Source organism: Kitasatospora sp. NPDC093806 (assembly GCF_040683335.1).
Lineage (GTDB): Bacteria > Actinomycetota > Actinomycetes > Streptomycetales > Streptomycetaceae > Kitasatospora.
This window is the reverse complement of record NZ_JBFBDO010000049.1, coordinates 1-25,911: the sequence shown is the minus strand read 5'-3', so window position 1 is coordinate 25,911 and position 25,911 is coordinate 1. Positions and strand designations below refer to the sequence as shown.

At 72.3% G+C, this 25,911-nt stretch carries 24 protein-coding genes, 1 pseudogene and 1 CRISPR repeat array; of the genes and pseudogenes, 15 read left to right on the top strand and 10 right to left on the bottom strand.

The window, feature by feature from the left end; translation table 11 throughout:
* Positions 1 to 23: 23 nt before the first annotated feature.
* On the bottom strand, positions 24 to 191 hold the full coding sequence (locus AB0N76_RS22560; RefSeq protein WP_363559560.1) for a hypothetical protein: 168 nt from the start codon (positions 189 to 191) through the stop codon (positions 24 to 26).
* Positions 192 to 465: 274 nt separating this feature from the next.
* Here AB0N76_RS22560 and AB0N76_RS22555 point away from each other — a divergent pair, with 274 nt between their 5' ends.
* Positions 466 to 2,202, top strand: coding sequence for a hypothetical protein (locus AB0N76_RS22555; RefSeq protein WP_363559558.1), 1,737 nt, complete (start codon positions 466 to 468; stop codon positions 2,200 to 2,202).
* Between the two features lie 282 nt (positions 2,203 to 2,484).
* Here AB0N76_RS22555 and AB0N76_RS22550 read toward each other — a convergent pair whose 3' ends face one another.
* Together AB0N76_RS22550 and AB0N76_RS22545 are read right to left on the bottom strand one after the other, a co-directional pair.
* Positions 2,485 to 3,045, bottom strand: coding sequence for a hypothetical protein (locus tag AB0N76_RS22550; protein WP_363559556.1), 561 nt, complete (start codon positions 3,043 to 3,045; stop codon positions 2,485 to 2,487).
* A gap of 85 nt (positions 3,046 to 3,130) precedes the next feature.
* Positions 3,131 to 3,472, bottom strand: a pseudogene (locus AB0N76_RS22545) (transposase family protein); the annotation flags it as partial.
* A gap of 98 nt (positions 3,473 to 3,570) precedes the next feature.
* On the opposite strand from AB0N76_RS22545, the gene AB0N76_RS22540 reads away from it, so the two are divergent.
* Positions 3,571 to 3,984 (top strand): hypothetical protein, encoded by a 414-nt coding sequence (locus AB0N76_RS22540; RefSeq protein ID WP_363559554.1) that lies wholly within the window; start codon positions 3,571 to 3,573, stop codon positions 3,982 to 3,984.
* A 270-nt stretch (positions 3,985 to 4,254) separates the two neighbouring features.
* Here AB0N76_RS22540 and AB0N76_RS22535 read toward each other — a convergent pair whose 3' ends face one another.
* Positions 4,255 to 4,644 carry a hypothetical protein gene (locus AB0N76_RS22535; RefSeq protein WP_363559552.1) on the bottom strand — a complete coding sequence of 130 codons (390 nt, stop codon included), beginning with the start codon at positions 4,642 to 4,644 and terminating at the stop codon, positions 4,255 to 4,257.
* Between the two features lie 425 nt (positions 4,645 to 5,069).
* Between AB0N76_RS22535 and AB0N76_RS22530 the strand changes: the two genes are divergently transcribed.
* On the top strand, positions 5,070 to 5,264 hold the full coding sequence (locus tag AB0N76_RS22530) for a hypothetical protein (RefSeq protein ID WP_363559550.1): 195 nt from the start codon (positions 5,070 to 5,072) through the stop codon (positions 5,262 to 5,264).
* Between the two features lie 434 nt (positions 5,265 to 5,698).
* On the opposite strand, the gene AB0N76_RS22525 is transcribed toward AB0N76_RS22530, so the two are convergent.
* The gene (locus AB0N76_RS22525) at positions 5,699 to 6,367 is read right to left on the bottom strand and encodes a hypothetical protein (RefSeq protein WP_363559548.1); all 669 of its coding nucleotides are present in this window, start codon (positions 6,365 to 6,367) and stop codon (positions 5,699 to 5,701) included.
* Between the two features lie 275 nt (positions 6,368 to 6,642).
* Here AB0N76_RS22525 and AB0N76_RS22520 point away from each other — a divergent pair, with 275 nt between their 5' ends.
* The 3 genes from AB0N76_RS22520 to AB0N76_RS22510 all read left to right on the top strand — a co-directional run bounded on the left by AB0N76_RS22520 (position 6,643) and on the right by AB0N76_RS22510 (position 9,961).
* Positions 6,643 to 7,251: an SMI1/KNR4 family protein gene (locus AB0N76_RS22520; RefSeq protein ID WP_363559546.1), complete on the top strand. Its 609-nt coding sequence runs from the start codon at positions 6,643 to 6,645 to the stop codon at positions 7,249 to 7,251.
* 218 nt (positions 7,252 to 7,469) lie between these two features.
* A complete protein-coding gene (locus AB0N76_RS22515) occupies positions 7,470 to 8,744 on the top strand; it encodes a hypothetical protein (protein ID WP_363559544.1) in 1,275 nt (424 codons plus the stop codon).
* A gap of 359 nt (positions 8,745 to 9,103) precedes the next feature.
* A complete protein-coding gene (locus tag AB0N76_RS22510) occupies positions 9,104 to 9,961 on the top strand; it encodes a hypothetical protein (RefSeq protein ID WP_363559542.1) in 858 nt (285 codons plus the stop codon).
* 99 nt (positions 9,962 to 10,060) lie between these two features.
* Here AB0N76_RS22510 and AB0N76_RS22505 read toward each other — a convergent pair whose 3' ends face one another.
* The 3 genes from AB0N76_RS22505 to AB0N76_RS22495 all read right to left on the bottom strand — a co-directional run bounded on the left by AB0N76_RS22505 (position 10,061) and on the right by AB0N76_RS22495 (position 13,328).
* A complete protein-coding gene (locus AB0N76_RS22505; protein ID WP_363559540.1) occupies positions 10,061 to 11,146 on the bottom strand; it encodes a hypothetical protein in 1,086 nt (361 codons plus the stop codon).
* 14 nt (positions 11,147 to 11,160) lie between these two features.
* Positions 11,161 to 12,126 (bottom strand): NAD-dependent epimerase/dehydratase family protein, encoded by a 966-nt coding sequence (locus tag AB0N76_RS22500; protein ID WP_363559538.1) that lies wholly within the window; start codon positions 12,124 to 12,126, stop codon positions 11,161 to 11,163.
* Positions 12,127 to 12,194: 68 nt separating this feature from the next.
* The gene (locus AB0N76_RS22495) at positions 12,195 to 13,328 is read right to left on the bottom strand and encodes a DegT/DnrJ/EryC1/StrS aminotransferase family protein (RefSeq protein WP_363559536.1); all 1,134 of its coding nucleotides are present in this window, start codon (positions 13,326 to 13,328) and stop codon (positions 12,195 to 12,197) included.
* 443 nt (positions 13,329 to 13,771) lie between these two features.
* Here AB0N76_RS22495 and AB0N76_RS22490 point away from each other — a divergent pair, with 443 nt between their 5' ends.
* From AB0N76_RS22490 to AB0N76_RS22475, 4 genes are all read left to right on the top strand, one after another.
* Positions 13,772 to 16,024, top strand: coding sequence for an MMPL family transporter (locus tag AB0N76_RS22490; RefSeq protein WP_363559534.1), 2,253 nt, complete (start codon positions 13,772 to 13,774; stop codon positions 16,022 to 16,024).
* A gap of 153 nt (positions 16,025 to 16,177) precedes the next feature.
* Positions 16,178 to 17,386 carry a sensor histidine kinase gene (locus tag AB0N76_RS22485; RefSeq protein WP_363559532.1) on the top strand — a complete coding sequence of 403 codons (1,209 nt, stop codon included), beginning with the start codon at positions 16,178 to 16,180 and terminating at the stop codon, positions 17,384 to 17,386.
* The gene (locus AB0N76_RS22480) at positions 17,383 to 18,066 is read left to right on the top strand and encodes a response regulator transcription factor (protein ID WP_363559530.1); all 684 of its coding nucleotides are present in this window, start codon (positions 17,383 to 17,385) and stop codon (positions 18,064 to 18,066) included. The genes AB0N76_RS22485 and AB0N76_RS22480 overlap by 4 nt, the downstream gene beginning before the upstream one ends.
* A gap of 224 nt (positions 18,067 to 18,290) precedes the next feature.
* Positions 18,291 to 18,689 carry a hypothetical protein gene (locus AB0N76_RS22475; protein ID WP_363559528.1) on the top strand — a complete coding sequence of 133 codons (399 nt, stop codon included), beginning with the start codon at positions 18,291 to 18,293 and terminating at the stop codon, positions 18,687 to 18,689.
* Between the two features lie 72 nt (positions 18,690 to 18,761).
* A CRISPR array of direct repeats spans positions 18,762 to 19,028; the repeat unit is 25 nt; unit sequence CTCGGCCCCGCACACGCGGGGATGG.
* 7 nt (positions 19,029 to 19,035) lie between these two features.
* Here AB0N76_RS22475 and AB0N76_RS22470 read toward each other — a convergent pair.
* The gene (locus tag AB0N76_RS22470; protein ID WP_363559526.1) at positions 19,036 to 19,593 is read right to left on the bottom strand and encodes an NUDIX hydrolase; all 558 of its coding nucleotides are present in this window, start codon (positions 19,591 to 19,593) and stop codon (positions 19,036 to 19,038) included.
* Between the two features lie 10 nt (positions 19,594 to 19,603).
* Positions 19,604 to 20,863, bottom strand: a complete 1,260-nt coding sequence (locus tag AB0N76_RS22465; RefSeq protein ID WP_363559524.1) for a helix-turn-helix transcriptional regulator — start codon at positions 20,861 to 20,863, stop codon at positions 19,604 to 19,606.
* Between the two features lie 110 nt (positions 20,864 to 20,973).
* On the opposite strand from AB0N76_RS22465, the gene AB0N76_RS22460 reads away from it, so the two are divergent.
* The 5 genes from AB0N76_RS22460 to AB0N76_RS22440 all read left to right on the top strand — a co-directional run.
* Positions 20,974 to 21,171: a hypothetical protein gene (locus AB0N76_RS22460; protein WP_363559522.1), complete on the top strand. Its 198-nt coding sequence runs from the start codon at positions 20,974 to 20,976 to the stop codon at positions 21,169 to 21,171.
* Positions 21,168 to 21,356 carry a hypothetical protein gene (locus AB0N76_RS22455; protein ID WP_363559520.1) on the top strand — a complete coding sequence of 63 codons (189 nt, stop codon included), beginning with the start codon at positions 21,168 to 21,170 and terminating at the stop codon, positions 21,354 to 21,356. Before AB0N76_RS22460 ends, AB0N76_RS22455 begins: the two co-directional genes overlap by 4 nt.
* 344 nt (positions 21,357 to 21,700) lie before the next feature.
* Complete coding sequence (locus AB0N76_RS22450; RefSeq protein WP_363559518.1) at positions 21,701 to 21,919, top strand: hypothetical protein; 219 nt, start codon at positions 21,701 to 21,703, stop codon at positions 21,917 to 21,919.
* A gap of 592 nt (positions 21,920 to 22,511) precedes the next feature.
* Positions 22,512 to 24,881 carry a penicillin acylase family protein gene (locus tag AB0N76_RS22445; RefSeq protein WP_363559516.1) on the top strand — a complete coding sequence of 790 codons (2,370 nt, stop codon included), beginning with the start codon at positions 22,512 to 22,514 and terminating at the stop codon, positions 24,879 to 24,881.
* A gap of 111 nt (positions 24,882 to 24,992) precedes the next feature.
* Positions 24,993 to 25,911: BadF/BadG/BcrA/BcrD ATPase family protein (locus tag AB0N76_RS22440; protein WP_363559514.1), on the top strand; the 919-nt coding region annotated here is incomplete at its 3' end.

Here is a 25,911-nt window from a genome sequence, read left to right as displayed (position 1 = left end):
CAGTCAGTCGACGTTGTTGGCGGTCAGGGTTTGGGGAAACGCACGACGTTGTCGGGCATCCGGGACGTCTCCTCAGACCCGTGTAGCCGGTCAGCCAGGACCGCGCCCGCGAGGGCCAGGCGTGTGAGCTGCGTCTTCAGCTCGGAGTTCTGTCCGGTCAGTTCGGAGACCCGTTCCTTGAGCTCGGTCACGTTCTTCCGCAGCCGTGTCTCGGCCTCCGGAGTCTGCGACGTCGTCCGGCCCTACTACGTCGTCCCGCGCCTCGAGCTCGTAGTCGTCTGCCAGGTCACGCCGCCGCCGGCGCCATGACTCCCGGGCAGCGCCACGGGCAGCCGAGCGGCTGAGGGGGATCTGCGCTGTTTCCCCACTACCCGGCGTGACGCGGTGGCACGATGAAGTGGCCATGGTCAGGCCCGAGTTCGGGGGTTGTCGTTGCCGGGTGACAAGCGGCGGATTCAGACGGCGGTGCTGGGCAGCGCGGAGTCGGAGGTTCCGCTGATCCTGCCGCTGGAGGCGATCGAGCTGGATGCCTTCCGGCAGGACCACACCACGGACGCGTTCTGGTGCGGGCTGCTGCTCGGCGGCTGCGGCGAACGGCTCACCACCAAGCTGTACACCGACCGGGTCTGCCACTTCGCACACCTGCCCGACCCGACCGGCTCACACGTGTGCGAGCGCCGGGCCCGGGACGTGGCCAGCGCCGACCACCTGTACGTGAAGTCCGCCGCCATCGCCTGGCTCCGCGACCAGGAGCACCAAGGCGCCGTCCGCCTGCGCGAGCCGCTCGGCTCCGTCGTCGACATCGCCTGGGAACACGGAACCCGCGGGCTGCGCCTGCACCTGGACGGCGCGGTGGCGCCGGTGTGGGACGACGACCTCATCGAGCCGGTCCTCGGCACGGCGGTGCCGGTCGACGTCGACACCCTGGTCCGGCGCCGGTATGTGCACCGGGTCCGCCTGGACAGCGCCGGAACCTCCCGCCGGGTGCGGATCGGCACCCAGGCCCCCGCCCGGGGGATCGAGTGGTTCACCCTCGGCGAGTGCCACATGGCCCCCGACGGGTTCCGCACGCCGGCCGTCGAGGAGATCCTCGCCGCGGCGAAGCGCACCGCCTGGACGCCGTTCGCGTGGGCGCCCACGAAGGAGCCCACCACCGTGCAGCGTCTGGAGGGCGCCCTGAAGTCCGGCTCCATGTCGATCCTGCGGTCCGAATGCCGCACGATCGAGGCCGGCGGCCCGTACGAAGGCACCGAGGCCCGGACCGTGGCCGGCCTCCTCGAGCAGGCGCGACTGTGGCTGGAGCAACAGGAGCAGCTGCGCGCGGACCTGTTCGGAAGGCTGACGCAGGCCGTGCGCGACAGTGAGGCCGAGGCAGTGAAGTCGCTGCTCACCCAGGTGAGACTCAAAGCCGCTCGCGAGCGCACCGCGGAGCAGCACGAGATCGCCGCGCAGGCCGCCGTGTTCCTGAAGGACGTGAAGCGCCGAGCTGCCCAGGCCGCCCGCGAAGCAAAGCTCGCCCAGCCGGCGGGACGTATCCGTACCAGGTCCAGTCAGGAGCGCGCCGAGTCGCATCGCAACGGCCGGACTCGGGCCGCCCACGAGCGGATGAGCCGCATCCTGAGCGACCTCGGACGTGAGGCGGAGCGGCTTCCGCACCGCGAGCTCCGCTACCGGGTGTTCACCCTGGCCAAGGAAGCCGAATCAGCCGGCGCTCTGGTCACCCCAGGCCAGGCCAGAGCGGTCAAGCGGTGGCTGGCCCGGGCCGAGGAAACGCAGCGCGCAAGCGCGACCGAGGCCGAGGTCCAGCCCGTCGGCGGAGCGGAACGGCAGGTCCCGCCCCCGCGCCGATCGGCACCGGCCGAGCTGGCAGAGGTGGCGACCACGGTACGGAGCGCGTTGCAGCAGACCGCCCGCCAGGGGTCCGTCCTCTCGTCACCGAAGTACGGCCGCCAACTTGCGGACGTCCTGCACCGGCTCCACCCCGACGACCAGGTCCAGGTACTGCTGCGGGTGGAGGATGGGACCCAGGCCGACGAACCGCTCCTCTCCTCGATGCTGGCCGTCGTTGACACCGCCTCCCCCGGCCTGTACCGCGACCTGGCCGCCCGCATCGGCCGACAGGTCCCCTCCACCGCCGGCGAAGCCCGCTCCCACTGGCAGACCGAAGCCCTCCGCCTTCAGCAGTTGTACCGGCATCGCTGAACCACACTACGGAGCGCTGCTGTCAGCCCGGCACTCGGGATCCGCAGATCTGGTGGCCTACGAGCGCGGCGACCGCCGTCACATAGGAGGCCCAAGGGCACGTGTGCTCGGCTCGGCCTCGCGGCGATCGGCCTACCGGGATGGAAGCTTACGTGTGCCGTCTCCCCGGCAGCGCGTCTCCTCGGCTACCAGGTCCTAATCACAACACGCCCTGTCGAGGTGGCCCGTACAAGAGCCTCGGGCCCGCCGGACAATCCGGCGGGCCCGGGGCTGCAGGTGGTGCTACGGCCGCGCGAGCCAGTTCCTCACGTTGTCGGCGTCGACACCCGAGAGGCGGCCGTCCTGGAGCATGAACCCGACGTAGTGCCGGATGGCGCTCGCCCGGTGCGGGTTCGGGACCGCGAGCACCCTCATGTTCTCCTGGCCCGTCGATCCTTCGACGATGACATCACCGCGCAGGGACATGGTGATGAGTCCGTCCCTGGTGGGTCCGTTGATCGTCGTCGTCCGGTCGCCCGCGACGCTCCATTGCGGTCCGAGTCGTACCCGGGCCCACCGCAGATCAGCATCGTACGGGTCGTCGTGCACGTTGACCTGGAGCAGGAACTCCCCGGAGTCCCCGAGCAGTCCGAACCGGGTCGCCTGGGCGAACCAGGCCCGGTCGACGTCCCCGAGCGGATCGGGGCCGTCGTACTCGACCACGATGTCGACACGCCCGTCCTCAGGCCCGCATCCCGTCGCCGCGAACGCGGCATTCGGGGGGCAGGAGGTCACCGTCTCCTCCAGGCCCACCAGGATCAGTCCGGAGGCTGCAAGCAGGACCGACAGCTGTTCCGTGTTCATCGTCACCTCCTTCTCACGGGGTCAGGCACGCAGGGTCGAACTGGATCAGCTGGCCATAGTTGTGGCAGTTGCCCTGCCGGCCACCGGTGGGAACCAGAGTGCCGTCGACGATCAGCACGGCGTCCTTGCGGAACCGGCGGCGGGGCTTGAGTGCGAGCAGCGGGCCGATGTGGTCAATGATCCGGTCGGCCGCCGACTTGGACACGCCGAACAGCGGCGCGAGCTGCCGTAGCGTCAGGTTGGTTCGACAGCAGGCGGCAACCAGAAGCACCCGGTCCTCCAACGGCAGACTCCACGGCCGGCCCGGCCGCACCGTGTCGGCACCCTCACGGCGCGTGGCCATCACCAGCTTTCGGAAGTCCCGCGGGCTCAGCCCGGTGAACGGGGCCATCCAGGAAGGCACCGACGCCGTAATCACACCAGCCACATCAAGATCGTCTCATCTTGACCACCGTTGGCACCGCCAGCCGCTGGCTGGACGCAACTTGGTGGCCCGGGTGGTCTCGGCGTGGGAGCCTCGTGATCATGGCTACTGAAACCGAGGTAGGTGAGCTGCTGTACCAGCGCGGCTGGCGGACAACGTTTACGGTCGCTGCCAGGGTGGATGCGTGGGACGCCCTGGTGAGCGTCATCGAGCACGGCTACGAGGACTTCATTTCCGAGTACACCAACGACCTCTACTGTCGAAACTGGCTCCACGAGGCATGGCTCCTGCTGGACGAGCACCTCGTTCAGCTCTGGACCCCGCGGATCAAGGTTCTGGACGACCGATTCAAGGCCGCGACCATCGACGACGACGGCCAGGCACTCGGCCAGTTCCACAGCCTGCCAGGCCCTGACCTGTGGTGGTGGCGTCGACACCCCCGCATCCTCACCGGAGACCTAGGCCGCTCACTTCGTTCGGCCGGCGCCATCGGCACCGCCCCGGACGCTCCATGACCTCAGCTCCAATGGGGTTACGGGACAGCCCTTAGCTGGGGAACACCGGTCGCTATTGAGGGCCGACTGCACCGCGCTGAATATCTCGTCGAGGCTTGCTTCTATGGAGATCTCACCCGCCGCGCCGACTTCCTAGCACTTCTGCGCATGGGGTGAGGAATCCTTGGCCGCCGCCACCAGGAGCTTTTCGGATCATCATACTGATGAGGGCGCTCGATCAAGGGCACATCCACCCGCAGGCCCCAGGGGAGTGAGAAAGGAGGTGCGTCATTATTTGTCTTGCGCACTCCACGTCTTGAAGAGTTCGATCACATCATCAATGCCGGTGATGCCTAGCAGGGCGAGCATGGAGATGGTAATTCCGAACATTGTTGTCCAGTATGTGGCCCATGAAATATTCCCCTTGGAAGCCTCGCTGCTCAGGTGCTTCGAGATGCTCCCAAGGAGGAACATTGGGGCGAGAAACAGGGCAACGACCAGCAACGATGTTGTCGTCGACATCGGCTTTCCGGAGAGACCCCGGGAAACGGATATCTTCCCCATCAGGAATAATCCGGCAAAGAGTCCTAGAATGTACCAGATGATAGCCGCATCCGGTTCGCCACCGTTTCCGCTCCCGGGTGCGCCTCCGGTTTCGTTTTCATCATCCGGTTCAGCCATCGCACCTCCCGATTTCATGTCAGCCCTGACGGTTCATATGGAGATACTCCAGATCACCAACGTCGGTGGCGGTGCCGTCGGTCTGGTGCCGCACTCCTTCGGGGGATTGTCGGGGAGAAAATGCCGGGACGGTCCGGAACAGCGGAACTCGAGACAGAATCAAGCCCTACGTGGTAAAAGCCATGTGGGCGGAGAAGATCAGCCGGGCGCCGCCTCCCCTGACCCCAGGCCCTTGTGCTGGCCGCCAGCGTCGCACCGTCGTCACCGAGCTGCATGCCACTACGGCGACCGGGTCTGTACCGCCCGCCCACTCGCCCGCACCTTCGCCCACACCTTCGCCGACGGCGCGCGAGAGACCGCTGGCCGTCGCTCGGCTCGCTGAAGCCGACGACCATCTGCTCGCCGACCACCGCTCCCCGGCGACCGTGGCGCTGTTCGCCGAACTGGCGGACAGCCGGCTACTCGCCGTGCTGCGCGGCCTGGGCGCCACCGAGCAGGCCCTCGCCCGCGTCCGGGCGGGTGGCGGCGAGACCAGGGTCCAGACCGCTCTCAACGCTGGCCTGCCCGCGGAATTCGGCGAGCGGGTCCGCCGCCAGCTCAAGCGGCTCGGCGGTCGGTAGCCCAGCGGGCCCTGGCCGCGGCGGGGGCAGCCCGATGAGCGAGATCCTGGCCGCGGCGCTGCCCGAGTTCCTCGGCGGCCTGTCCGTCGCACTCACCTTCGCTGCTGGCGCCGCCGTCTGCCGGGCCCTGTGCGCCTGACTCAAGCGGTAGCTCGCCCGCCGGGCCGTCGCGTCGGACACGTCTGAGGTATTCGACGTGACAGGGGTTTGTGTGGGAGCCGGGTGAAGCTGACGAGGTCGAGGAAGCGGTGCGGGATCCTCGTCGACGGCCCGTTCGGCCTCATCGTCCGGTCCGAGTGCCGCGCGGTCGAGGCCGGCGGCCCGTACGAGGGCGACGAGGCCCAGGCGGTGGCCGCCCTGCGGGACCAGGCCCGGCAGTGGCTCGAACAGCAGCAGCTGCGCACCGGACCGCCACGCCCAGCACCACGACAGCGCTACCGTCGAACCTGCGCACCGGGGTCGTCGCGCTTCGTCCGGCGGGCTCGCAATGCCCGCGCGAGGCGGGTGCCGATGACGGGCGAGGCGAGGGCGACGGCGGCCAGGGCAGCGTTGCGGACGGTATTGTCCGGCGGTCCCGGCACGGGGCCCAGGAGGGGGAGGACAGGCCCGTCGGGGTCGAAGGTGACCACGACCTCCTCCCCGGTATCCGGCACCCGGGAGCCGAAGCCCACCTGGACGCGACCGAGCGTGCTCCCGTCCGCGAGACAGACCTCCAGGCCGAGAACGTCGCCGTCCCGGCCCTTGACCACGCTGCGAACCACGCCCTGGGCCGCTCTCCCGCGTTCGTGCAGGGCCTGGACCTGGGCCGTGTGCAGGACGGCCCACTGGTGGAGCACCCAGCCGGCCGTGAACAGGACGAACGCGGCCGTCGTCAGCCGCGACCGCCACGTGCCATGGTGGGCGGATCCGAGCAGCAGCATGGCCAGGGGCAGGAAGATCGCCACTACCACCAGCATGACAAGATCGTTGAGGTCCGCGGTGCCCGCCCAGCGGTGGAGCAGCCAGACCGACGCCTGCCCCATCAGCAGGACGCCCCCCGTGACGCCGACGGTCAGCGCCCCCGCCGCCGCCACGGCCCGTGCCTGGCGATCCCGTGCTCTCACCGATACCCCACCCCCGTTCCTCGCCCGGGCCATCCAGGATGTGCGGCCGGGGGCCGGAGGACAAGGGCGCGCGCAGGGCTGCGGCATCAGCCCCGAGGCGCGGCCGGCCATCTGACAGTGGCAGGAACGAGGATCTCCTCGGTGGTGATGTCCGGCAACAGTCCCCGGACGATTCGGCGTGGAAGCGGTGTTCCTCGTTCCCGGCCGCGCGATCCACTGGTGACATACCTGCTGGTCGGCAGGTAGTTTGCCGGAGGACAGAGAGAAGAGCTCGCATGGACGCCCGGATCGCCCGCATCCGACGCAAGCTGGCCAAGGTGCCGTATGCCGCGCTGCGAAGCCACTCCTTCGGTGAAGAGGAGCACAGGTTCCGCCTCGAACCGCCCTTGCCGGACGCGAAGGTCGCCGAGTTCGAGGCCGACCACCGTATTGAACTGCCCGAGACCTACCGCAGCTTCCTGACCGCCCTGGGCGCGAGTGGAGCCTCGCCCTTCTACGGCCTGATGCCGTTGGAGTCATGTCGGCTGTTCACAATGGACCCCCAAGGTGAGCCCGGTCGCCCCCGGGGGTTCACGTTCGCCGGCGGCCCGCCCCACCGAAGTGACCTGTTCCTGCACGTCATCGAGGCGGGGTGCAGTGACCTGGTGCTCGTCGGCATCACCGGTCCGCTGGCCGGCCGGGTGGTCACCGGAAACGCTGACGGCTTCTGGGGCCCCAACGTCTCGTCGGCCACCGACTTCCTGGCCTGGTACGAACGCTGGCTCGACCACATGCTCGACGGTCGCGACAACCGCGACCTGGAACTGACCTCACCTGCCCTGCGAGCGCCGGCCGACCGCATCCTGAGGCGCCACCGCGATCGCGAAGATCTGTCACGACCCTGACAGCGCGAGCCATGTGATGCGCCGGAGAACGGCTCCGAGCGGCGCTGTGAGGGGCGCGTCCACGATGGAAGGAGTTCGTCGGCTGATCTCCGCCCGGCCCGGGATCGACGGGTCGTCGAAGGGGGATTTGTCCTCCCGCCATTCGAGAATCCTTTATGGCGATCCTAAACGTTCGCGGTGGTGTTTAAATTGCCGGCACCTTTTTCTATTCTCCGGCTATGGCGAACGGCGTGTTCCATACCGTGTACGGAATCGAGATCAACCTGACCCTGCCCGACCTCGGCCATCCGGACCGGCCCGGCCTGTTGGAGGAGGTCACCACCCCGATCGACCGGCGCGAGCGCGAGCTCCTGGAATGCCTGGAACACCATCGCGACGGAGCCTGCCAGGCGGAGGAGGACGGCCGGTCCCCGTGGATGACGATCCGCCGCCGGACGGTCGGCGGCCGCACTGTCTGGGTGGCCGCCCACCTCCCGGTACGCCACACCCCCACGGCGGAGGAGAGCGCGAAGCACAAGGCGATGAAGGAACGGATCGCCCGGGTCGCCGAACACCACGGTCTCCACGCAGAGGTCGAGGCACGCGCGACCGACGGGCGGATCCGCACCGACGTCCTCGTCACCGGTGACAACGGCCGGCGGATCGGCTGGGAGGCCCAGTACTCGCCGATCAGCGCCGACACCGTCCGCCGCCGTTCCCGGGCCGCCGCCGAGCACGGGATCGTCCCGCTGTGGGTGACCGACAGCGACCGATCCGCCGTGGTCGAGCGCGCGCCATGGGCCCGCGTCGACGACTTCGGCTGGAAGGAGATCGCCTCCCCACTCGCCTTGGTGGTGCGCGCCGGGGTTCGCCACTTGGAGCAGTGGAAGTGCCTGCCGAGCAGCGCGCGGCCCTGCCCGGACAACGGCAGTTCCTGCGGCCGCTTCCACGCCGAATGGTTCCTGCCCGCGCTGTGCCTGCCCGCGAAGCCGCCGACCGAGGTCGACCGGCTCGTCGTCGACAGCGCCGGCGGCGAGTTCGTGCCGATGCGAATCCCCAGCCAACGCGACGTGCGTGCCGTCTCCCGGATGTGGGTGCCCACTGCGGACCGGGACCGCTGGCACGACATGTTCGGCCCCGACATGGACGAGGTCTCCCCGGCCGAACCCGAAACCGGGGACGCCGAGATCACCTACTCCCACCAGGAACTCGACGCGACCTGCCGATACGGTGAGGAGACCTTCACCTTCAACGACCCCAGGCCCCGGCGCGGCAACTCCGCCGGCACCGGCCTGCACACCTTCGACGACGTCCCCAACCGGCTGTTCACCATCCCCCGACAGGTCCGCCGGCTGACCACGACCGAAGACCAACGCCGTGCCGCCGCAGCCGAGCATGGATGCGAGCCGTGGGACATCGGACCGTGCGCCGGCTGCGGGGCGCCCATAAACCGGTACGGCGATGCCGGAGTCCACGCCTGCGAAGCGTGCCGAGCCCGCGTAGCCCGGCGGTGAAACAAGGCCGAACAACAGGACAGGTGGTCTTCGGGTGCTACCGAGGTGAGGCACGTCATCGCGCCGAACGAGACGAGGACTCCTGGGTCTTCGCCACGGTCGGCGAGGATGTTCGGGGCGTCGTCGAGTTGCCGCGTGCCCGTGATCCTGAGGCGGAGTGGACCGCGGCAGAGTTCACCCGGATCGGAACCGGCGAGGCCGCCGCCTTGGTCGGCGTTGGGACGGCGCGGACTGAGCCCGTCTGCCTCGGTCCGGCCAGGTCCGGCCCGCCCGGACCACCATCTCGGCGCGGAGGCTCTGACGAAGGGTGCAGACAGCTCGGGCCGAATCCTGTCGTACGGGGAAGGCACAATCGGCGCATGCGTGAGACCTTCATCGATCTGGGATCCGTCAATGCACCATCCGGTGTGTTGGTGCTCGGCATGGCCGGGTGGATGGATTACTGGCAGGAACTGGGTCAGCCCCTGTCCGAGCGTGCCGGAACGGCCGCTGCCTCGGGGGGAGGCCATCTTCGCGAGTGGTTGTGCGAGGCGGTCGCGGTCCCGGCAGCCGGAGACCGGCCGTTGGCGGTGAGGGCGAGCACCGCACCGTCTCCGTTCGACGAGGAACCGACGATCGCGGTCTTGGAGGTCAGCCTCGGCATCCCGTGGCCCGAGCACGGGGACCGATCGGTGCCGGTGCGGCTCGGGGACCTGCCCGTTGACCGGTGCGGCATGGTCATCGGCGACGCCTCAGGGCTGGACGCAGGGAGGGGGATGGACGACGAGCCGGCCGACGGGCTCGCCGACGTCACCTACTGGGGCCGGTACGCAGACGACGCGTATGCGCAGTTCGGCGGAGAGCGGATCGCGCAGTACGGGGTCGACGGACCGCACGGCTGGCTCGACCTCCCGCTGGCCGAGGCAGCCGCACGCTCGGCCGAACTCACCGCCTGGCGCGACCGCCTGCACGGCAAGGGCCTCATGGTCTCGATCGACGAGCACACCGACTTCCATCGCTTCCGGCGGGCCGGGTGGCACCACCCGCTTCGCGTCGGTGCGATCGAGGTCGGCGGCTGCCAGGTGCTCGGCATCGAATGGGACCAAGGCGACCACTCGATCAGGCACCACGGTGAACGTGACGCCGACCAGGTCTATCCGGTCACGCTCGAAGCCGATGGGGCGGGCGAAATGGTGTTGCGATGGACCATTCCGCCTTACGACTTCGACGAAGAGTGACGAGCCCGGCTCTGGGGATCCGCCACCACCGTGAGACTGATCAACGCCCACACCTGCCGCGATGCTATCCGGAGCAGGTGGGCGGGCGCGTCGGTTCGGTCAGGGCAGGCCGACTTGGCGTAGTGCTGCCGCGAAGCCCGTGCGCCAGCCGTCCGGCGTGGCGCCTGGGGACGGGGGAGGGGCGGGGCGGGTGAGGGCGGCGAGGGCGGAGGGGACTACGGCGGTGGGGTGGGCGTTGGTGACGTCGGCGTGGCCGAGTTCCAGTTCGTGCTGGAGGTTGTCCCGCCCGTGGCCCTGGACGACGTCGAGGAGTAGGAGGCGGCGGCCGAGGGCGCGGGCCTCGCTGCAGGTGTCGCCGGAGGAGGTGACCACCAGGTCGGCGGCGGCCATCAAGGTGGGGATCCGGTCGGTCCAGCCGAAGGGGTGCAGGGTCGGGCGGCGGTGGGCGGCCTGGCGTAGGCGGCGTTCGAGTTCGGCGTTGCGGCCGGCCACGGCGAGGACGTGCGGGCCGGCGTCGGCCAGTGCGGCGGCGGTGCGGGCCAGTGGGCCGAGGCCCCACGCGCCGGACATCAGCAGGACGCACGGCGCGCCCGCCGGCAGGTCCAGCTCGGCTCGGGCGGCCTCCCGGGAGGGCGGGCGGTAGAACGGCGCGCGCAGCGGCGCGGGGAGGACGGCGACGGGGGCGTTCGGCCGGTAGCGGCGGACCGCGCAGGCGGCGACCTCGGAGGTGACCAGGAAGAGGTCGGTCTCCTGCTGGACCCAGAGGCGGTGCGGGGTGACGTCGGTGCAGAGGACCAGGTGGCGGAAGGCGGCCGGCCCGGCGCGCAGCCGGTTGACGGCCGAGGTCGCGGTGGCGAACACCGATACCACCAGCTCCGGCCGCTGCTCCGCGAGCAGCGCCCGCAGGGCCGGGACCAGCCGGCGCCGCGCCGCCGCGTCGGCGAGCAGGGCGAGCCGGGTGCCGGGGCGCAGCGCCGAGAAGTGGAACGCGTCGTAGACGCCGGGCAGGTCGAGCAGCCGCCGGAAGACGGCCTCCCCGGCGGCGCCCGCGCGCTGTCCGAGCAGGGCCATCGCGTCGACCGTGGCGGTGGACCAGCCGCGGGCCTCCAGCGAGTCGGCGCAGGCCCGGGCCATCACGTCGTGGCCCTGGCCGAGCGAGCCGGAGACCAGCAGCGCGTGTGGCACGCCCGGTCCCGCGGTCAGGCGCCGGGGCGGGGTTCGGCGGGCGGCGCCGCCTCGGCCCGGTACCAGTCGGCGTAGCGGTGCACGCCGTCCGCGAAGTTGGTCCGCGGCGACCAGCCGAGCAGCCGCTTCGCCTGGGCGGCAGAGATCCGACGGCCGGCGTAGTCGGCGGTGCGGGCCTCGATGTGCTCGATGGTGACCGGGCCGAGCAGGCGGTCGACGGTGTCGGCGATGTCGCGGACGGAGACGGCGGTCGACCCCTCCAGGGCGAAGGTCTGGTCCTCGGCGGCGGGGGAGAGGGCGCGGACGTGGGCGTCGGCGAGGTCCTCGACGTAGACGAAGTTGCGGCTCTGCCGTCCGTCGCCGGCGATGGTGATCGGCCGTCCGGCGAGCGCGGCCTGCACGAACCGGGCGACCACCAGCTCGTCGCGCATCCGCGGGCCGTACGGGATGCCGTACCGGAGGATGGTGAAGTGCCGCCCGTACAGCTGGCGGTAACTGTGCACGAGCATCTCGGCGGCGAGCTTGGTGGCGACGTACAGGTGTCCGCTGTGCTCCAGCTCGATCGGGACGTGCTCGTCGAGCTCCTGTTCCTCGCCGTCGAGTCCGTCGAGCCCCGCCTCGGTGAGGGCGGCCCCGTACACCCAGACCGTGCTGGCCAGGACGGTCCGGCTGAGGTCGTTGCGGCGGGCGGCCTCCAGGACGGTCTCGGTGCCGTCGATGTTGATCCGCACGGCGCTGACCGGGTCGGCGGCGACCCGTTCGACGTCGGCCTGGGCGGCCAGGTGGAAGACCACCTCGCAGCCGTCCAGGGCGGCGGTGAGGGCGGGCAGGTCGAGGATGTCGATCCGGGCGTGGTCGGCGTCGGGGTTGAGGTACTTGTCGGTGGTGTCCACCGCGAGCACCTCGTGCCCGGCGGCCAGGAGCCGGTCGACGACGTGTGAGCCGATGAATCCGCATCCCCCGGTGACGGCTATCCGCACGGTTCTCTCTCCTTGTCCTGACGGGTTCTCTCGCCGACTGGTCCGACTGGTCCGACTGGTCCGGCCGGTCAGCCCGCGAGCCGGCGGTGGACGGCGGTGACCGCCTCGATCACCAGGTCGGTCTCGTCCTCGGTCATGTCGGAGTGCACCGGCAGGCAGATCTGCCGGGCGCAGACGTCCTCGGCCACCGGCAGCTCCGTCCGCCGGTACGGGGCCAGCACCGGCTGCAGGTGCAGCGGCAGGTCGTAGACCTCGCCGGAGAGCCGCACCTGGTACTCCTCGGCGACGGCCCGCTTGAAGGCCGCCCGGTCGACGCCGGCCGGCAGCAGCGCGACGTACTTGTAGTAGTTGCCGCGGCAGCCGGCCGGCTCGGTGACGGGGCTGAGGCCGCCCTGCGCGGCGAGGGCGGCGAGCGCGGCGTCGTAGCGCTGGGCGACCCGGCGCCTGGTCTCCACGAACTCCTTGAGCCGTCGCAGGTGCACCGTGCCGATGGCGGCGTTCGGCTCGCTCATCCGCCAGGACGCGCCGAGCCGGACGTGGTGGTTGGTGGCGAACGAGCCCTTGCCCTGGTCGCGGTGGATCCGGGCGTCGTCGCGCAGCTCGGCGGACTCGGTGAGGATCATCCCGCCCTCACCGCTGGTGGTGACCTTGGTCGGGTAGAAGGAGAAGGCGCCGGCCAGGCCGAAGGTGCCGGCGGCGCGCCCCAGGTAGCTGCTGCCGTGGGCGTGGGCGGCGTCCTCGATCAGCGGGACGCCCCGGGCGTCGCAGAGCGCGCGCAGGGCGTCCACCTCGGGGGTGATCAGCCCGCCGATGTGGACCAGGACGACGGCGGCGGTGTCGGGGGTGAGCGCCGCGGCCAGGGTGGCGGGGCTCAGGGCGAGGGTCGCCGGGTCGACGTCGGCGAACACCGGCCGGCCGCCGGCGTGCAGGACGGCCCCGGCGGTGGCGTAGAAGGTGACGGCCGGGATGACCACGTCGCGGCCGCGGACGTCGACGGTGCGCAGGATGATCTCCAGCGCCGCCGTTCCGCTGGCGACGGCCACCGCGTGCGAGGCGCCGTGCTCGGTGGCGAAGGACTGCTCGAACCGCTCGGTCCACGGACCGAGGGTGAGCGCGCCGGTGGCGAGCATCTCGCTCACCGCGTCCGCGACGGCAGCGCGGTCGTTCTCGTCGAACACGATGCGAGCGGCGGGAACGCCCATGGGCCACCTCCGGCGTGCTCATTCCGCCGCACCACTGCGCGGCGGAATCTCCCGATAAGGGATCTTCCCGACAAACCTGACCAGGCCGGACGAAACAGTCGGGCCAGGCACATCACGCTACGTCGCCCGCGCCGTCCGGGCCCGTCCGCGCCTCCGCACGGGTGACCCGGCCCGGCCGGCCGCCTCGGGGTCGCCCCTCCGCCGCAGGTCGGAGTCGGGGGCCGGCCCTCCGAGCACGGCACTACTCCGTCCGGGGCGCGCTGCTGCGTCCGCAGTACCCCGGAATGCCTGCACAGGGCCGACGACGACGAGGCCCCCGCCGCAGCAGGATGGCCATGCTCCGGGCGCCCCCGGTCCACCGGCCCACCAGCCCGTGGGTCGACGGTCGATCCGCCCGCCCCCACCGTGCCCCTGCCCGCCATTCCAAAGGAGTCCGCTCTCCCGTGGCCACTTTCCTCTACCGCCTGGGCCGATGGTCCTTCCTCAGGCGCCGGCTGGTGACCCTGCTCTGGGTCGCCCTGCTGGCCGCCGTCGGGCTGCTGGCCGCCAAGGCGCCGGCCGCGCCCGACGACGGCTTCGCGATGCCCGGCACCGAGGCGCAGAAGGCCTTCGACCTGATGGACGAGCGCTTCCCCGGGGCCACCTCCGACGGCGCCTCGGCCCGTCTCGTCTTCGTCGCCCCGTCCGGGCAGAAGATCACCGCCGCCGCCAACCAGCAGGCGGTCGACAAGACGGTCGCCGAGCTCGCCCACGGCGAGCAGGTCACCGGCGCGGTCGGCCCGTTCCAGGCCAACGCCGTCTCCCAGGACGGCAGCACCGCGTACGCGACGATCAGCTACAGCGAGAAGCCCGGCAAGGTGAGCAAGGCCGCCACCGACGCCCTGGAGCAGGCCGCCCAGCACGGCCGCGACGCCGGGCTCACCGTCGAGATCGGTGGCACCGCGCTGATGGCCGGCCCCGAGGCAGGCGGCTCCGCCGAGGCCGTCGGCATGGCGATCTCGGCCGTCGTCCTGGTGATCACCTTCGGTTCGCTGCTGGCCGCCGGGCTGCCGCTGCTCACCGCCGTGGTCGGGGTGGGCCTCGGGATCGCCCTGATCACCGGGCTCGGCAGCACCCTCGGCCTGTCCAGCACCACCAGCACGCTGGCGATGATGCTCGGCCTCGCGGTCGGCATCGACTACGCCGTGTTCATCGTCTCCCGCTACCGCGCCGAACTCCTGGAGGGCCACGCGCCCAAGGAAGCCGCCGGGCGGGCCGTCGGCACCGCCGGCTCGGCCGTGGTGTTCGCCGGACTCACCGTGATCATCGCGCTGGCCGGGCTCTCCGTGGTGGGCATCCCGCTGCTCGCCAAGATGGGCCTCGCGGCGGCCGGCACCGTCGTGATCGCCGTCCTGGTCGCGCTCACCCTGGTCCCGGCGCTGCTCGGCTTCATCGGCGGCCGGGTGCTGCCCCGCAAGGCGCGCCCCGGCAAGGGCCGCGCCGCCGCCGGACCGGACGCGCCCGGCGTCACCGCGCCGCGCCCCAACGGCGGCACCCGCTGGGCCCGCCTGGTGCTGCGCCGCCCCGTCGCCGTGCTGCTCGGCGGCGTGATCGGCCTCGGCGTCCTCGCGCTGCCCGCCATGGACCTGCGGCTCGGCCTGCCCGGCGACGAGGCCAAGCCCACCTCCACCACCCAGCGCCGCGCCTACGACCAGCTCTCGGCGGGCTTCGGCCCCGGCTTCAACGGCCCGCTGACCGTACTGGTCGACGCCAAGGGCGTGGCCGACCCCAAGGCCGCCGCCGACCGGATCGGCAAGACCGTGGCCGGCCTGCCCGGCGTGGTCACCGTCCTGCCCGCGGCGTTCAACAAGGCCGGGGACACCGCCCTGGTCACCGCCGTGCCCGCGACCGGTCCGAGCGACGCCAAGACCACCGAGCTGGTCCACGCCATCCGCGACAAGGCCCCCGGCCTGAAGTCCGAGACCGGCGCGACCGTCCTGGTCAGCGGCCCGACGGCGATGAACATCGACGTCTCGCAGAAGCTCACCGACGCCCTGGTGCCCTACCTCGCGGTCGTGGTCGGCCTCGCCGTGGTGCTGCTCCTGGTGGTCTTCCGCTCGGTGCTCGTCCCGCTCAAGGCGGCCCTCGGCTTCCTGCTCTCGGTGGCCGCCGCGCTCGGCGCCGTCGTCGCGGTCTTCCAGTGGGGCTGGCTCGCCAACCTGATCGGGATCGAGCAGACCGGCCCGGTGATGAGCATGATGCCGATCTTCATGGTCGGCGTGGTCTTCGGCCTGGCGATGGACTACGAGGTCTTCCTGGTCACCCGGATCCGCGAGGCCTACGTCCACGGCGAGGAGCCCGGCGAGGCCGTGGTCACCGGCTTCCGGCACAACGCCCGGGTCGTCACCGCCGCCGCGCTCATCATGATCAGCGTCTTCGCCGGCTTCATCGGCATGGACGAGCCGATGATCAAGATGATGGGCTTCGGCCTGGCCGCCGCCGTCGCCTTCGACGCCTTCGTGGTCCGGATGGCGATCGTCCCGGCCGTCCTGGCCCTGCTCGGCCGCCGCGCCTGGTGGCTGCCGCGCCCGCTGGACCGGATCCTGCCCGACATCGACGTCGAGGGCGCCAAGCTCCAGACCGCGGCCCCGGCCGCCGTCCCGGCCGGCGCGCCCGCTGCCGCGTCCCCGCAGGACCGGCACTCGGTGGGCGTCTGACCGTCGGCCCCGCCGCGGCCCCGACCCGATCGGGACCGCGGCGGGGCCGTCCGGCGTCCGGACCGGTCAAAATAGTACGAACCGTCCTGCTGTCTGTTGCCTACTGCATCTGCAGTACGACCGTCCCACCCGTACCGCGCTGGAGAACCGAGCATGACCGACACCTGGCTGCGCCGATTCCGCCGCCGCCACCCCCGCCTGCTCGACGCGGTGCTCGCGCTCGGCGTGCTCGTCGTCTCCGGCGGCACCACCCTGGTCGACCGCCTCGGCAACCACGTCCAGCCGAACCCGATCGCCCTCACCCTCGCCGTCGTCTCCAGCGCCGCCGTGCTCGCCCACCGCCGCCACCCGTACGCGGTCTTCGCCGTCACCCTCGGCTGCGGCCTGGCGATCTGCTTCGTCGCCCCCCAGCTCAGCCCCGGCCTGATCGTCCCGCTGCTGGCCGCCCTCTACTTCCTCGCGGTCCACACCGACCGCAACACCGCGCGCGCCGCGACCGCCGTCTCCGCCGTCCTGGTCACCGGCGCCACGATCATCAACGACCCGCACGCCTCGCTCGGCGTCAAGATCGGCGTCATCTCCTGGGTCCTGCTGCCCGGCGCCTTCGGCGACTCCGTCCGCAACCGCCGTGCCCACCTCGCCGCGATCGAGGAACGCGCCGAGCGCGCCGAACGCACCCGCGAGGAGGAGGCCCGCCGCCGGGTCGCCGACGAACGCATCCGGATCGCCCGCGACCTGCACGACGTGGTCGCCCACCACATCGCCCTCGCCAACGCCCAGGCCGGCATCGCCGTCCACCTGCTCGACCGCCACCCCGCCCAGGCCCGCGAGATGCTCAGCCACCTCACCGACGCCACCGGCTCCGCGCTGCGCGAGCTCAAGGCCACCGTCGGCCTGCTGCGCCGCGCCGACGACCCCGAGGCCCCGCTCGAACCGGCCCCCGGCCTCGACCGGCTGCCCGACCTCATCGGCTCCTTCGAACGGGCCGGCCTGCCCGTCCACCTCACCGTCGAGGGCGAGCCACAGCCGCTCTCCCCGGGCGTCGACCTCACCGCCTTTCGCATTCTCCAGGAGTCCCTGACCAACGTGGCCAAGCACGCCGCCGGCAGCACGGCCGAGGTCACGCTGACGTACTCGGGCAGCCGGGTCCGGCTCACCGTCGCCAACGGCCGGTCGGCCGCCGCCCCGACTGTCGCCTCCGCATCCACCAGCTCCGCATCCACCGGCTTCGGCCTGATCGGCATGCGCGAACGCGCCGCCGCCGTCGGCGGGCGGCTCACCGCCGACCGCCGGCCCGGCGGCGGCTTCCTGGTCTCCGCCGAACTGCCCCTGCGCACCGCCGCCCGAGAGGAACCCGCGTGACCATCCGAGTACTGCTCGCCGACGACCAGACCCTGCTCCGCGGCGCCTTCCGCGTCCTCATCGACGCCGAGGACGACATGCAGGTGGTCGGCGAGGCCGCCGACGGCCGGGAGGCCGTCGAACTGGCGAAGGCGACCCGCCCCGACGTCGTCCTGATGGACATCCGGATGCCCGGCGTCGACGGCCTCTCCGCCACCGCCGCCATCTGCGGCGACCCCGAACTCGCCGGCACCCGCGTCCTCATCCTCACCACCTTCGAGATCGACGAGTACGTCGCCCAGGCCCTGCGCGCCGGCGCCGGCGGCTTCCTCGGCAAGGACGCCGAACCGACCGAACTCCTCGCCGCCATCCGCCGCGTCGCCGCCGGCGACCCCCTCCTCTCACCCGCCGCCACCCGCGCCGTCATCGACCAGCTCCTCGCCCAGCCCGCGGCGCCCCAGGCCCCCACCGCCGCCCCCGAACGCCTCGCCGGCCTCACCGCCCGCGAACGCGAGGTGATGGCGATGGCCGCGACCGGCCTCAGCAACGAGGAGATCGCCGCCCGGATGTACGTCAGCCCCTTCACCATCCGCACCCACATCCACCGCGCCATGGCCAAGCTCGACGCCCGCGACCGCGCCCAACTCGTCGCCCTCGCCTACCAGACCGGCCTCGTCCCCACCCCCCACCCGAAGCCCTGACCCGGGTAGCGTGTGCGCAGGAAGTCGGCCCGTCCGACTTCCTGTGCACGGCCATGGCCTCGCCCCGCGGGGATGCTCCGCTGTGGGAGGACCTGGACCCGGAGACGGAGGACTCGGCCCCGCGTGCCGGGGATGGCCCCAGGGGTCAGTCGGTGACGAACTCCAGGACGTTGTCGGCCCCGTGATCACGGGGACAGGGTGAAACGATGGCCGGGGGAGGGGCGATGACGGAACGGGCGTGGGCGGCCGAGGCCGAGCGACTGCCGGACGGACGGGTGCTGGTGACCATTCGCGTGCGGGGGAGCGAGCACCGGGTCCGCGGCATCTTCCGGGACGGCGGCGGGCCGTCGGCACTGATCGCGCGGGCCAAACGCGAACCGGTCGTCGTGGCCTGCGCCGGCCCGGACGCCCCGGGAAGCCCCTGGGTGGTCACGGATCGCACCGGCCGGTCATACCCCGTCGATACGGTGGACGCGGCCGGCCTACGGCTGTCGGTGGCGGTCCTGCCCGCCCGCACGCGCCGGGTCACCGTGCGCCGCTCGGACGGCTTCGACCTGCACGAGTCAAGCCGCCCCTGGTGGCCGAAGCGCCCACGCGCACGCGGGTTCGCGGCGTACCAGTAGCGGGCGCGGGCAGGAGCACCCCAACCGATTCCCGCAGCCCACTTCCGCTACTAACATCCCAGCTCAGAAAGCCTCGGCCCCGCACACGCGGGGATGGCCCCTAGCCCACACACCTAGCGTGATCACGTGCCCGCTCGGCCCCGCACACGCGGGGATGGCCCCTTCTGGGATGACGTATAGAAGGGCAACGGAAACTCGGCCCCGCACACGCGGGGATGGTCCCCCACTGGCCGTACATGTCGATCTGCCGGCCGACTCGGCCCCGTACGCGCGGGGATGGTCCGGCCTTCGCCCAGGGCGTCTACACTGCGGACAGCTCGGCCTCCCGCGCGGGGATGGCGCCAGGTCAGCGGCCGACTCTGGCGAGCTGGTGGGGACCGAGGTAGTAGGAGAGCGCCGCGTGCGACGGACCGTCGGAGACCTGACCGCCGACGAGTAGCTTGACTACCTCGGCCTCCGGCACCCACTCCACCCGGGCCGCCTCGGAGATGTCCTCCGGCTCGCCGATCCGGGTGCAGCCAGTGACGTGGTACGAGCGGAAGTGGGCGTCGCTGATGCCCGCCATGGCGTCGTACTCCGTCATCAGTTCCACGCGGCCGGGACGCCAGCCAGTCTCCTCCTCGACCTCTCGGGCGATCGCAGCGGCGGGCTCCTCACCAGGGTCAGCCCAGCCGGCCGGAACCTCCCAGCCCCACCGGCCGGTGATGAATCGGTGCCGGTAAATGAGGAGGAAGCGGCCTTGGTCGTCGGTGACGACAGCTGTGGTGGAGGCCCGGGGCATGCGGACGACGTGGTGCTCAATCCGGCCGATACCGGGGATGTCCACGTCGTCCAACCACAGTTCCACCCAAGGCGACCCATACACCTGTCGTCGGCCGTAGACCTGCCACTCCGCTGCCGTCACCGGGGCCTCCTCACGCACGTGCAAGCTGCTGGCTCGACTCTCTCACGCGCGCCACAAGCTCCCGCACAGGCCTCTCCGCCGCCCACGGGGCGAGGGCCTGCTGAAGAGCGCGGGCCCGAAGCAGGAGCGGCTGGACGACGGTGGCGCCGGCTAAGTCGAGGGCGGCCTGCGCGGTGGCGCACGCGGCGTCGAGAGCACCCTGCCCCAGCTGCACCTCGGCGAGGTCGAGGGTGAGCACCGCCCGGCCCTTGACGTCGACCTCGGCGCGGGCGGCGATGGCTGTCTCCAGGAGGCGGCTGGCGGCCTCGTGCTCACCGAGGTGGGCGTACGTCTCGCCAGCGAGCCCGTCGAGACGCGGGCTGGTGAAGAAGTCGAGGGCGGCGCACGGCTCGTCGGCGAGGTCGAGGTAGTGGGCGGCCTGATCGAGCGCGGCCAGTGCGGCGGTGCGGTCGCCTCGCCAGGCGGCGACGGCGCGAGCGTGGTTGGCGGCGATCCATGCGCGGCGGCGGGGTGCTGCGGTGGCGGCGATGGCGTCGGCTTGGTCCAGGAGGGCGGCGGCCGTGTCACGCCGTCCGGCGGTGTACTCGACGATGCTCTGCATGGTGAGGAGCCACGCGGTCAGGTCGTCGGCCTCAGCCTCTCCAGCTGCTACTGCCCCGAGTCGGAAGTGGGCATCGCTGCGGCTGCGGTCGCCGAGGTCGTGGTGGGCGAGGCCGAGCAGACCGGAGACGACGGCTAGTATCCGCACACCGCGGCGCCGGGCGGCGAGGGCCTGCGGTCGGTCGAGCATCTCGTGTACGCCGACGAGCTGCCGCTGGAGGATCGGCACGGACACCGTCGGTGGGGTGACCGGGTAGCGGTACGCCACGTCGGCGACGGCTGTCTCCAGGTGGGTCAGCGCGGCGTCGGATGCGGTGGAGCGGGACACCATGTCGAGGACTTCCCAGGTCTCAGGGATGACTGCAGGTCGGTAGGTGGTCGGTCCGGGGGTGGGTTCCCACGGGCGGTCGGCGAGGCCGAGCATGCGCCCAGGGACGCGCAGGCCGTCGGCGATCCGCTCGATGACGTCCATGCTGGAGACGGTCCGGCCGCCGGTCATGATCTCCGTGACGCGGCTGGTCGTCAGGCCGGTACGACGGGCGAGCTGTGCGGGGCCGAGCCCAGCTCGGCGGGCGAGCTGGAAGACAGCCCCGATCTCTCTCTGCGCGCACGCGCTGACGAAGGCGGGGTCCGCGAGCACGTGCGCGGGGAGCGGTTCCGGTGCGGGCACGACGGGCCTCCCGGGTCGATGGTGGCACGAGCGTATCGGCCTGTCGCGCTCCACCGTGGGTACTCACCGTGGCCCTGGTAGCCGCCTGCGGGGATGCCGATGCTGGGCCCGTGACGACCAGCCAGCGCCCGGAGCCGATGCCGTTCAGCCGTGCCCAGAAGGACGGCCGCGCGTGCATCGCCTGTGAGGGCGAGGCCGGCGAGCTCGTGGCCGACGGGTATGTCTACCTGCCGGACCTGCCCGGGCTCGGCTGGCTGGTCGTCGCGCACCCTGCCTGCCGTCCTACCGCCCCTGAGGAGGAGCAGTGACCGACGACCGCACCATTTCGTCCCCCCAACAGCCCGAGGCGGAACTCGGAGCGACCGGGTACTGCCGCGTCTGTGGCGACTGCGGGTACGGCACCTACGACGGCGAGCGGACGCCCATCACCAACTGGATCGCGGGCCACCGCGGCTGCAACGCCCAGAGCCTCACGCCCCGGGCGGCCAGGTGAGCGCGGTCGGCGGCACCGAGCCGGAGTCGGTGCGGACGACGGGCACGTGCGCCTCCTGCGGGCAACATCCCGTCGAGGGCGTCCTAGTGACCACGGTCGACGAGCGAACTGAGCTGGTGTCCGGCCACGACTGCGAGCCCCCCACGCGCGCCGGTGAGCGCCCGCGGCGGCGCTCGCGGTGATCGACGACGGCCAGGCCGAGTACCGCACCGTCGCCGAAGCACCGCCAGGGCCTGCCACTCCCCGCGCGCCTGACGGCCGCCTACGCCGTCTCGGCGGCTGGCGTGTTGGTCCTCGCCACCCTGCTGGTCATCTGCACCATTCGCTGATAGGAGCGACCCGTCATGGGCATCTTCCGCAAGTCCACCCCCTCAACAACCCCGGCTGACCGTGCGGCCGAGGCTGCCGCTCAGGCTGCGATGGCGGGCTACGCGTCCGAGGACCGCGACGACAACCCCACGACGTCCGCCGGAGAGACCAAGTTCCGCCTGAACAAGGCGATCCGGGTGGCGAAGGGGCAGCGGATCCGCCCGCGCGACGAGCACGACGGCGACTCCGACTGAACCGCGCCGGCCGGTCGTACCCGGCGGAGACGGTGGATGCGGCCGGCTTACGGGTGGCCGTGGCGGGCCTGCCCGCCTGCGCGCGCCGGGGCGCCGTGCGGACGGCTTCGACCTGCACGAGTCACGCCGCCCCCGTGGCCGAAGTGCCCACGCGCGCGGGTTCGCCATGTACCGCTGACGGGCGTCGGGCGGAGCGACCCGGGGGATCCCGCCCCAACCGATTCCCGCAGCCCGATTCTGCCGCTAACATCCCAGCTCAGAAAGCCTCGGCCCCGCACACGCGGGGATGGTCCCGACGCGTTGGCCGCCGACGCCGCCGCGATCAGCTCGGCCCCGCACACGTGGGGATGGTCCTCCGGGCGAGGCTGTGCCGCGAAGGGTGAGTGTCGCAGCCCCGCCCGTGGGGATGGCCGAACGGAAAGGCCTGCCTTGGTGTGGCGACCCCGATGATCGTTCGGGGGCGTACGCCGTTTGGGTGAGGGGTGATTCCTTCCCCAGGGCGATGACCTTCGGCTGCCTTCGGCGGCAGCGTGGGGGTATGACGGAGAACAGAAAAGTGAAGCAGCGTCAAAGTCGATCGCTAATCGGCAGGTTGGCCTCCGGTGCGATCGCGTTCGGGCTGACCTCGGCGCTCGTGGTGACGCTCACGCCAGGGGCGGCGCAGGCGGCTGATGGGGATCCCGGGGCCGACCGGGGCGGCTACACCGCCAAGATCCGGCGGACCGAGCACGGCGTTCCGCACGTCCTGGCCCGGGACTACGCCGGGCTCGGTTACGGCTACGGGTACGCCTTCGCGCAGGACAACCTCTGCCAGCTCGCCGACCAGGTGGTCACCCTGCGCGGGGAGCGGTCCCGCTACTTCGGTCCCGACGGGCTGTCCGTCGACGGGCCGCCCAACCTGGTGAGCGACACCTACCAGCAGGGCCTGCTGCGCGCCGGAACGGTCCGGCGGCTGCTCGACCGGCCCGCGCCGCTCGGGCCGACCGACCAGGCGCGGCAGTTGGTCGACGGGTACGTCGCCGGGTACAACCGCTACCTGCGCGACACCGGGGTCGACCGCCTGCCGGACCCGTCCTGCCGGGGCGGGGCCTGGGTCGGGCCGATCACCTCCGACGACATCTGGAGCCTCGTCCTCGACGTCAACACCCTGGCCGGCAGCGTCAAGAAGGCCGTCGGCGCGGCCGTACCGCCGGGAGCCGCCACCGGACGGACAGCGGCTGCTCCAGAGACGGCGACCTCCTGGCTGCCCCGGGCCGGTGACACCCCCGGCGCCACCGACCGCGGCAGCAACGCCTGGGCGATCGGCCGGGACGCGACCCGCAACGGCAACGGCCTGCTGCTCGCCAACCCGCACCTCCAGTGGGACGGCCGGGAGCGGTTCTACCAGGCCCAACTCACCATCCCCGGCGAGCTGGACGTCGCCGGAGCCGGGCTCTACGGCGTCCCGTTCGTCCAGATCGGCCACACCCGTGGCCTCGCCTGGACCCACACCACCAGCTACGCCGACCACGCCAGCATCTACCGGCTGGCGCTCACCCCCGGCGACCCGACCTCCTACCTGGTGGACGGCAAGGTCGAGAAGATGACCCGGCAGACCGTCCCGGTCACCGTCCGGGCCGCCGACGGCACCCTCTCCACCGTCGACCGGACGCTCTACCGCTCGCGCCACGGCTTCGTCCTCGGCGAGGGCTGGACCGCCGAGTCCGCGTTCACCGTCCGGGACGCCAACGCCGACAACCTCCGCTCGCTCAACGAGTGGATGGCGATGGGCCGGGCCCAGAACCTCGACCAGCTGCGGCAGGCCCAGCGCACCTACCAGGGCGCCCCGTGGGTCTACACCACGGCCGTCGACACCAGCGGGACCACCTACTTCACCGACTCCTCCGCCGTCCCGCACCTCACCGACGCCCAACTCGGGCGCTGCGTCGTGCCGGACGCCCCGGTCGAGGGCGTCCTGGACGGATCCACCACCGCGTGCGACCCCGGCAGCGACCCGGACGCGCTGCTCCCGGGCGTGTTCGGCCCGGCCAACCACCCGAAGCTCAGCCGCACCGACTACGTGGCCAACGCCAACAACGGCCCGTACCTGACCAACGCGGACGCGCCGCTCACCGGCCTGCCCGCCATCTACAACACCCGGCCAGAGCTCGCGGCGCGGCCGCAGCTGAGCCTGCGCATGATCGCCGACCGCCGGTCCGGCGCCGACGGCCTGGGCGTCCCCGGCTTCACCCTCGCCACCCTCCAGGCGACCATGTTCGGCAACCGGGTCCAGAGCGCCGAACTCGACCGCGCCGACGCCGTCGCCCTCTGCCGCGCCCACCCCGACCTCACCGCGAGCGACGGCACCGCGGTCGACGTGCGCGCCGCATGCGACACGCTCGCCGCCTGGGACACCCGGGCCGACGCCGACAGCCGGGGCACCGTGCTGTGGGTGGCCTACCGCGAGGCGCTGGCCGCCACCCGCACCCGGAGCTGGCAGACCGTCCCCTACGACCCGGCCCAGCCGCTGACCACGCCGCGCGGGATCGCGGCCGGCGACCCCGCCGCCCAGCGCGCGCTGGCCGACGCGGTGCGCGCCGTGGCGGCCCGCGGACTGCCGGTGGACGCCCCGATCGGCCTGGTCCAGCGCTGGGCGGGCATCCCGCTGCACGGCTGCTCCGGCTGGATCGGCTGCTTCAACGTGCTCACCGCCGGGCCGAACTCGGGCGGGGGCGGTGGCACCTACCCGGCCGACCTCCGGAGCGTCCCGCACGGCTCCAGTTTCCTGATGGCCACCGAACTGACCGACCGGGGGCCGCGCACCCGCACCCTGCTCACCTACGGGCAGTCCGCCGACCCGACCTCTCCGTACTACACCGACCAGACCCGCCGCTACGCCCGCAAGCAGTGGGTGACCGAACGCTTCACCGAGGCCGAGATCCGCTCCGCCCCGGGCCTCACCGTCACCACCCTCGTCCGCTGATCCGCTGACGCGCTGATACCTGATCAGGACCCGCTCCACTCGGCCGCCGCCGTCCTCGGACGACGGCGGCCGTTCACGCGCATGAGGGAGGAGGCACCGGCCGAGGATGGTATGAACGGCAAGCGGCGGGAGGCGGACGGCATGACGGGTGCTTGGGTGGCGGGCGTCGACGTGGGTGGCTCGGGGGTGCGGGTTGCTGTAGCGCCCGGCGGGTGGCCCGCCGGGGCGCGGACGGTCGAGGTGGCCGGGGCGGGCGGGCAGGACGCCGAGGTGCTGCTCGGGCGGCTGCTGCCCGCGCTGGAGTCGCTGGTCGCCGACCTGCCGGAGGGGGCCGGGATCGACGCGGTCGCGGTCGGTGCCGCTGGCATGGCGCTGCTCGGGCGCGACCTGGCCGCCCGGCTGCCCGGCCCGCTCGCCCGGGCCACCGGGGCCCGGTGCCTGGTGCTCGCCGGGGACGCGATCGCGGCCTACGCGGGCGCCCTGGGGTCGGCCGCCGGGGTGACCGTGGCCGGCGGGACGGGGCTGGTGGCGATCGGCCTCGGCCCCGGTACCGGCTGGCGGCGCGCCGACGGCTGGGGGCAGCTGCTCGGCGACTGCGGCAGCGGTGCCTGGCTCGGCCGGGCCGGGCTGGACGCGGCGCTGCGCGCCTTCGACGGCCGGCCCGGCGGCTCCCGCGCCCTGCTGGCGGCCGCCGAACGGCGCTACGGCCCGGTGACCGGCCTGCCGGCGGCCCTGCAGCCGCGCCCGGACCGGGCCGCGCTGCTCGCCGCGTTCGCCCCGGACGTGGGGGCGGCGGCCGAGGAGGGCTGCCCGGTGGCCGCCGGGCTGTTCCGGCGGGCGGGGGAGGAGATCGCGGGTGCGGCCGCCGCGGCGGCCGACGGCGCGGGCCTCCCGGCACCCCTGGTCGCGCTCACCGGTGGGCTGTTCCGGCTGGCGCCGCTCCACCGCGCCACCGTCGACGCTCTGGCCGCCCGGCTGCCCGGCGCCCGCCTCCGGGAGCCGGAGCGCGCCGAGCAGCGGCGGCCCGTCC

What these genes read in the sequence shown, in the direction of transcription:
- AB0N76_RS22475 (WP_363559528.1), top strand. Translation starts at nt 18,291, where the DNA reads ATGACGGAACGGGCGTGGGCGGCCGAGGCCGAGCGACTGCCGGACGGA.
- AB0N76_RS22510 (WP_363559542.1), top strand. Translation starts at nt 9,104, where the DNA reads ATGCGTGAGACCTTCATCGATCTGGGATCCGTCAATGCACCATCCGGT.
- AB0N76_RS22450 (WP_363559518.1), top strand. Translation starts at nt 21,701, where the DNA reads ATGGGCATCTTCCGCAAGTCCACCCCCTCAACAACCCCGGCTGACCGT.
- AB0N76_RS22520 (WP_363559546.1), top strand. Translation starts at nt 6,643, where the DNA reads ATGGACGCCCGGATCGCCCGCATCCGACGCAAGCTGGCCAAGGTGCCG.
- AB0N76_RS22495 (WP_363559536.1), bottom strand. Translation starts at nt 13,328, where the DNA reads ATGGGCGTTCCCGCCGCTCGCATCGTGTTCGACGAGAACGACCGCGCT.
- AB0N76_RS22485 (WP_363559532.1), top strand. Translation starts at nt 16,178, where the DNA reads ATGACCGACACCTGGCTGCGCCGATTCCGCCGCCGCCACCCCCGCCTG.
- AB0N76_RS22515 (WP_363559544.1), top strand. Translation starts at nt 7,470, where the DNA reads ATGGCGAACGGCGTGTTCCATACCGTGTACGGAATCGAGATCAACCTG.
- AB0N76_RS22550 (WP_363559556.1), bottom strand. Translation starts at nt 3,045, where the DNA reads ATGAACACGGAACAGCTGTCGGTCCTGCTTGCAGCCTCCGGACTGATC.
- AB0N76_RS22535 (WP_363559552.1), bottom strand. Translation starts at nt 4,644, where the DNA reads ATGGCTGAACCGGATGATGAAAACGAAACCGGAGGCGCACCCGGGAGC.
- AB0N76_RS22540 (WP_363559554.1), top strand. Translation starts at nt 3,571, where the DNA reads ATGGCTACTGAAACCGAGGTAGGTGAGCTGCTGTACCAGCGCGGCTGG.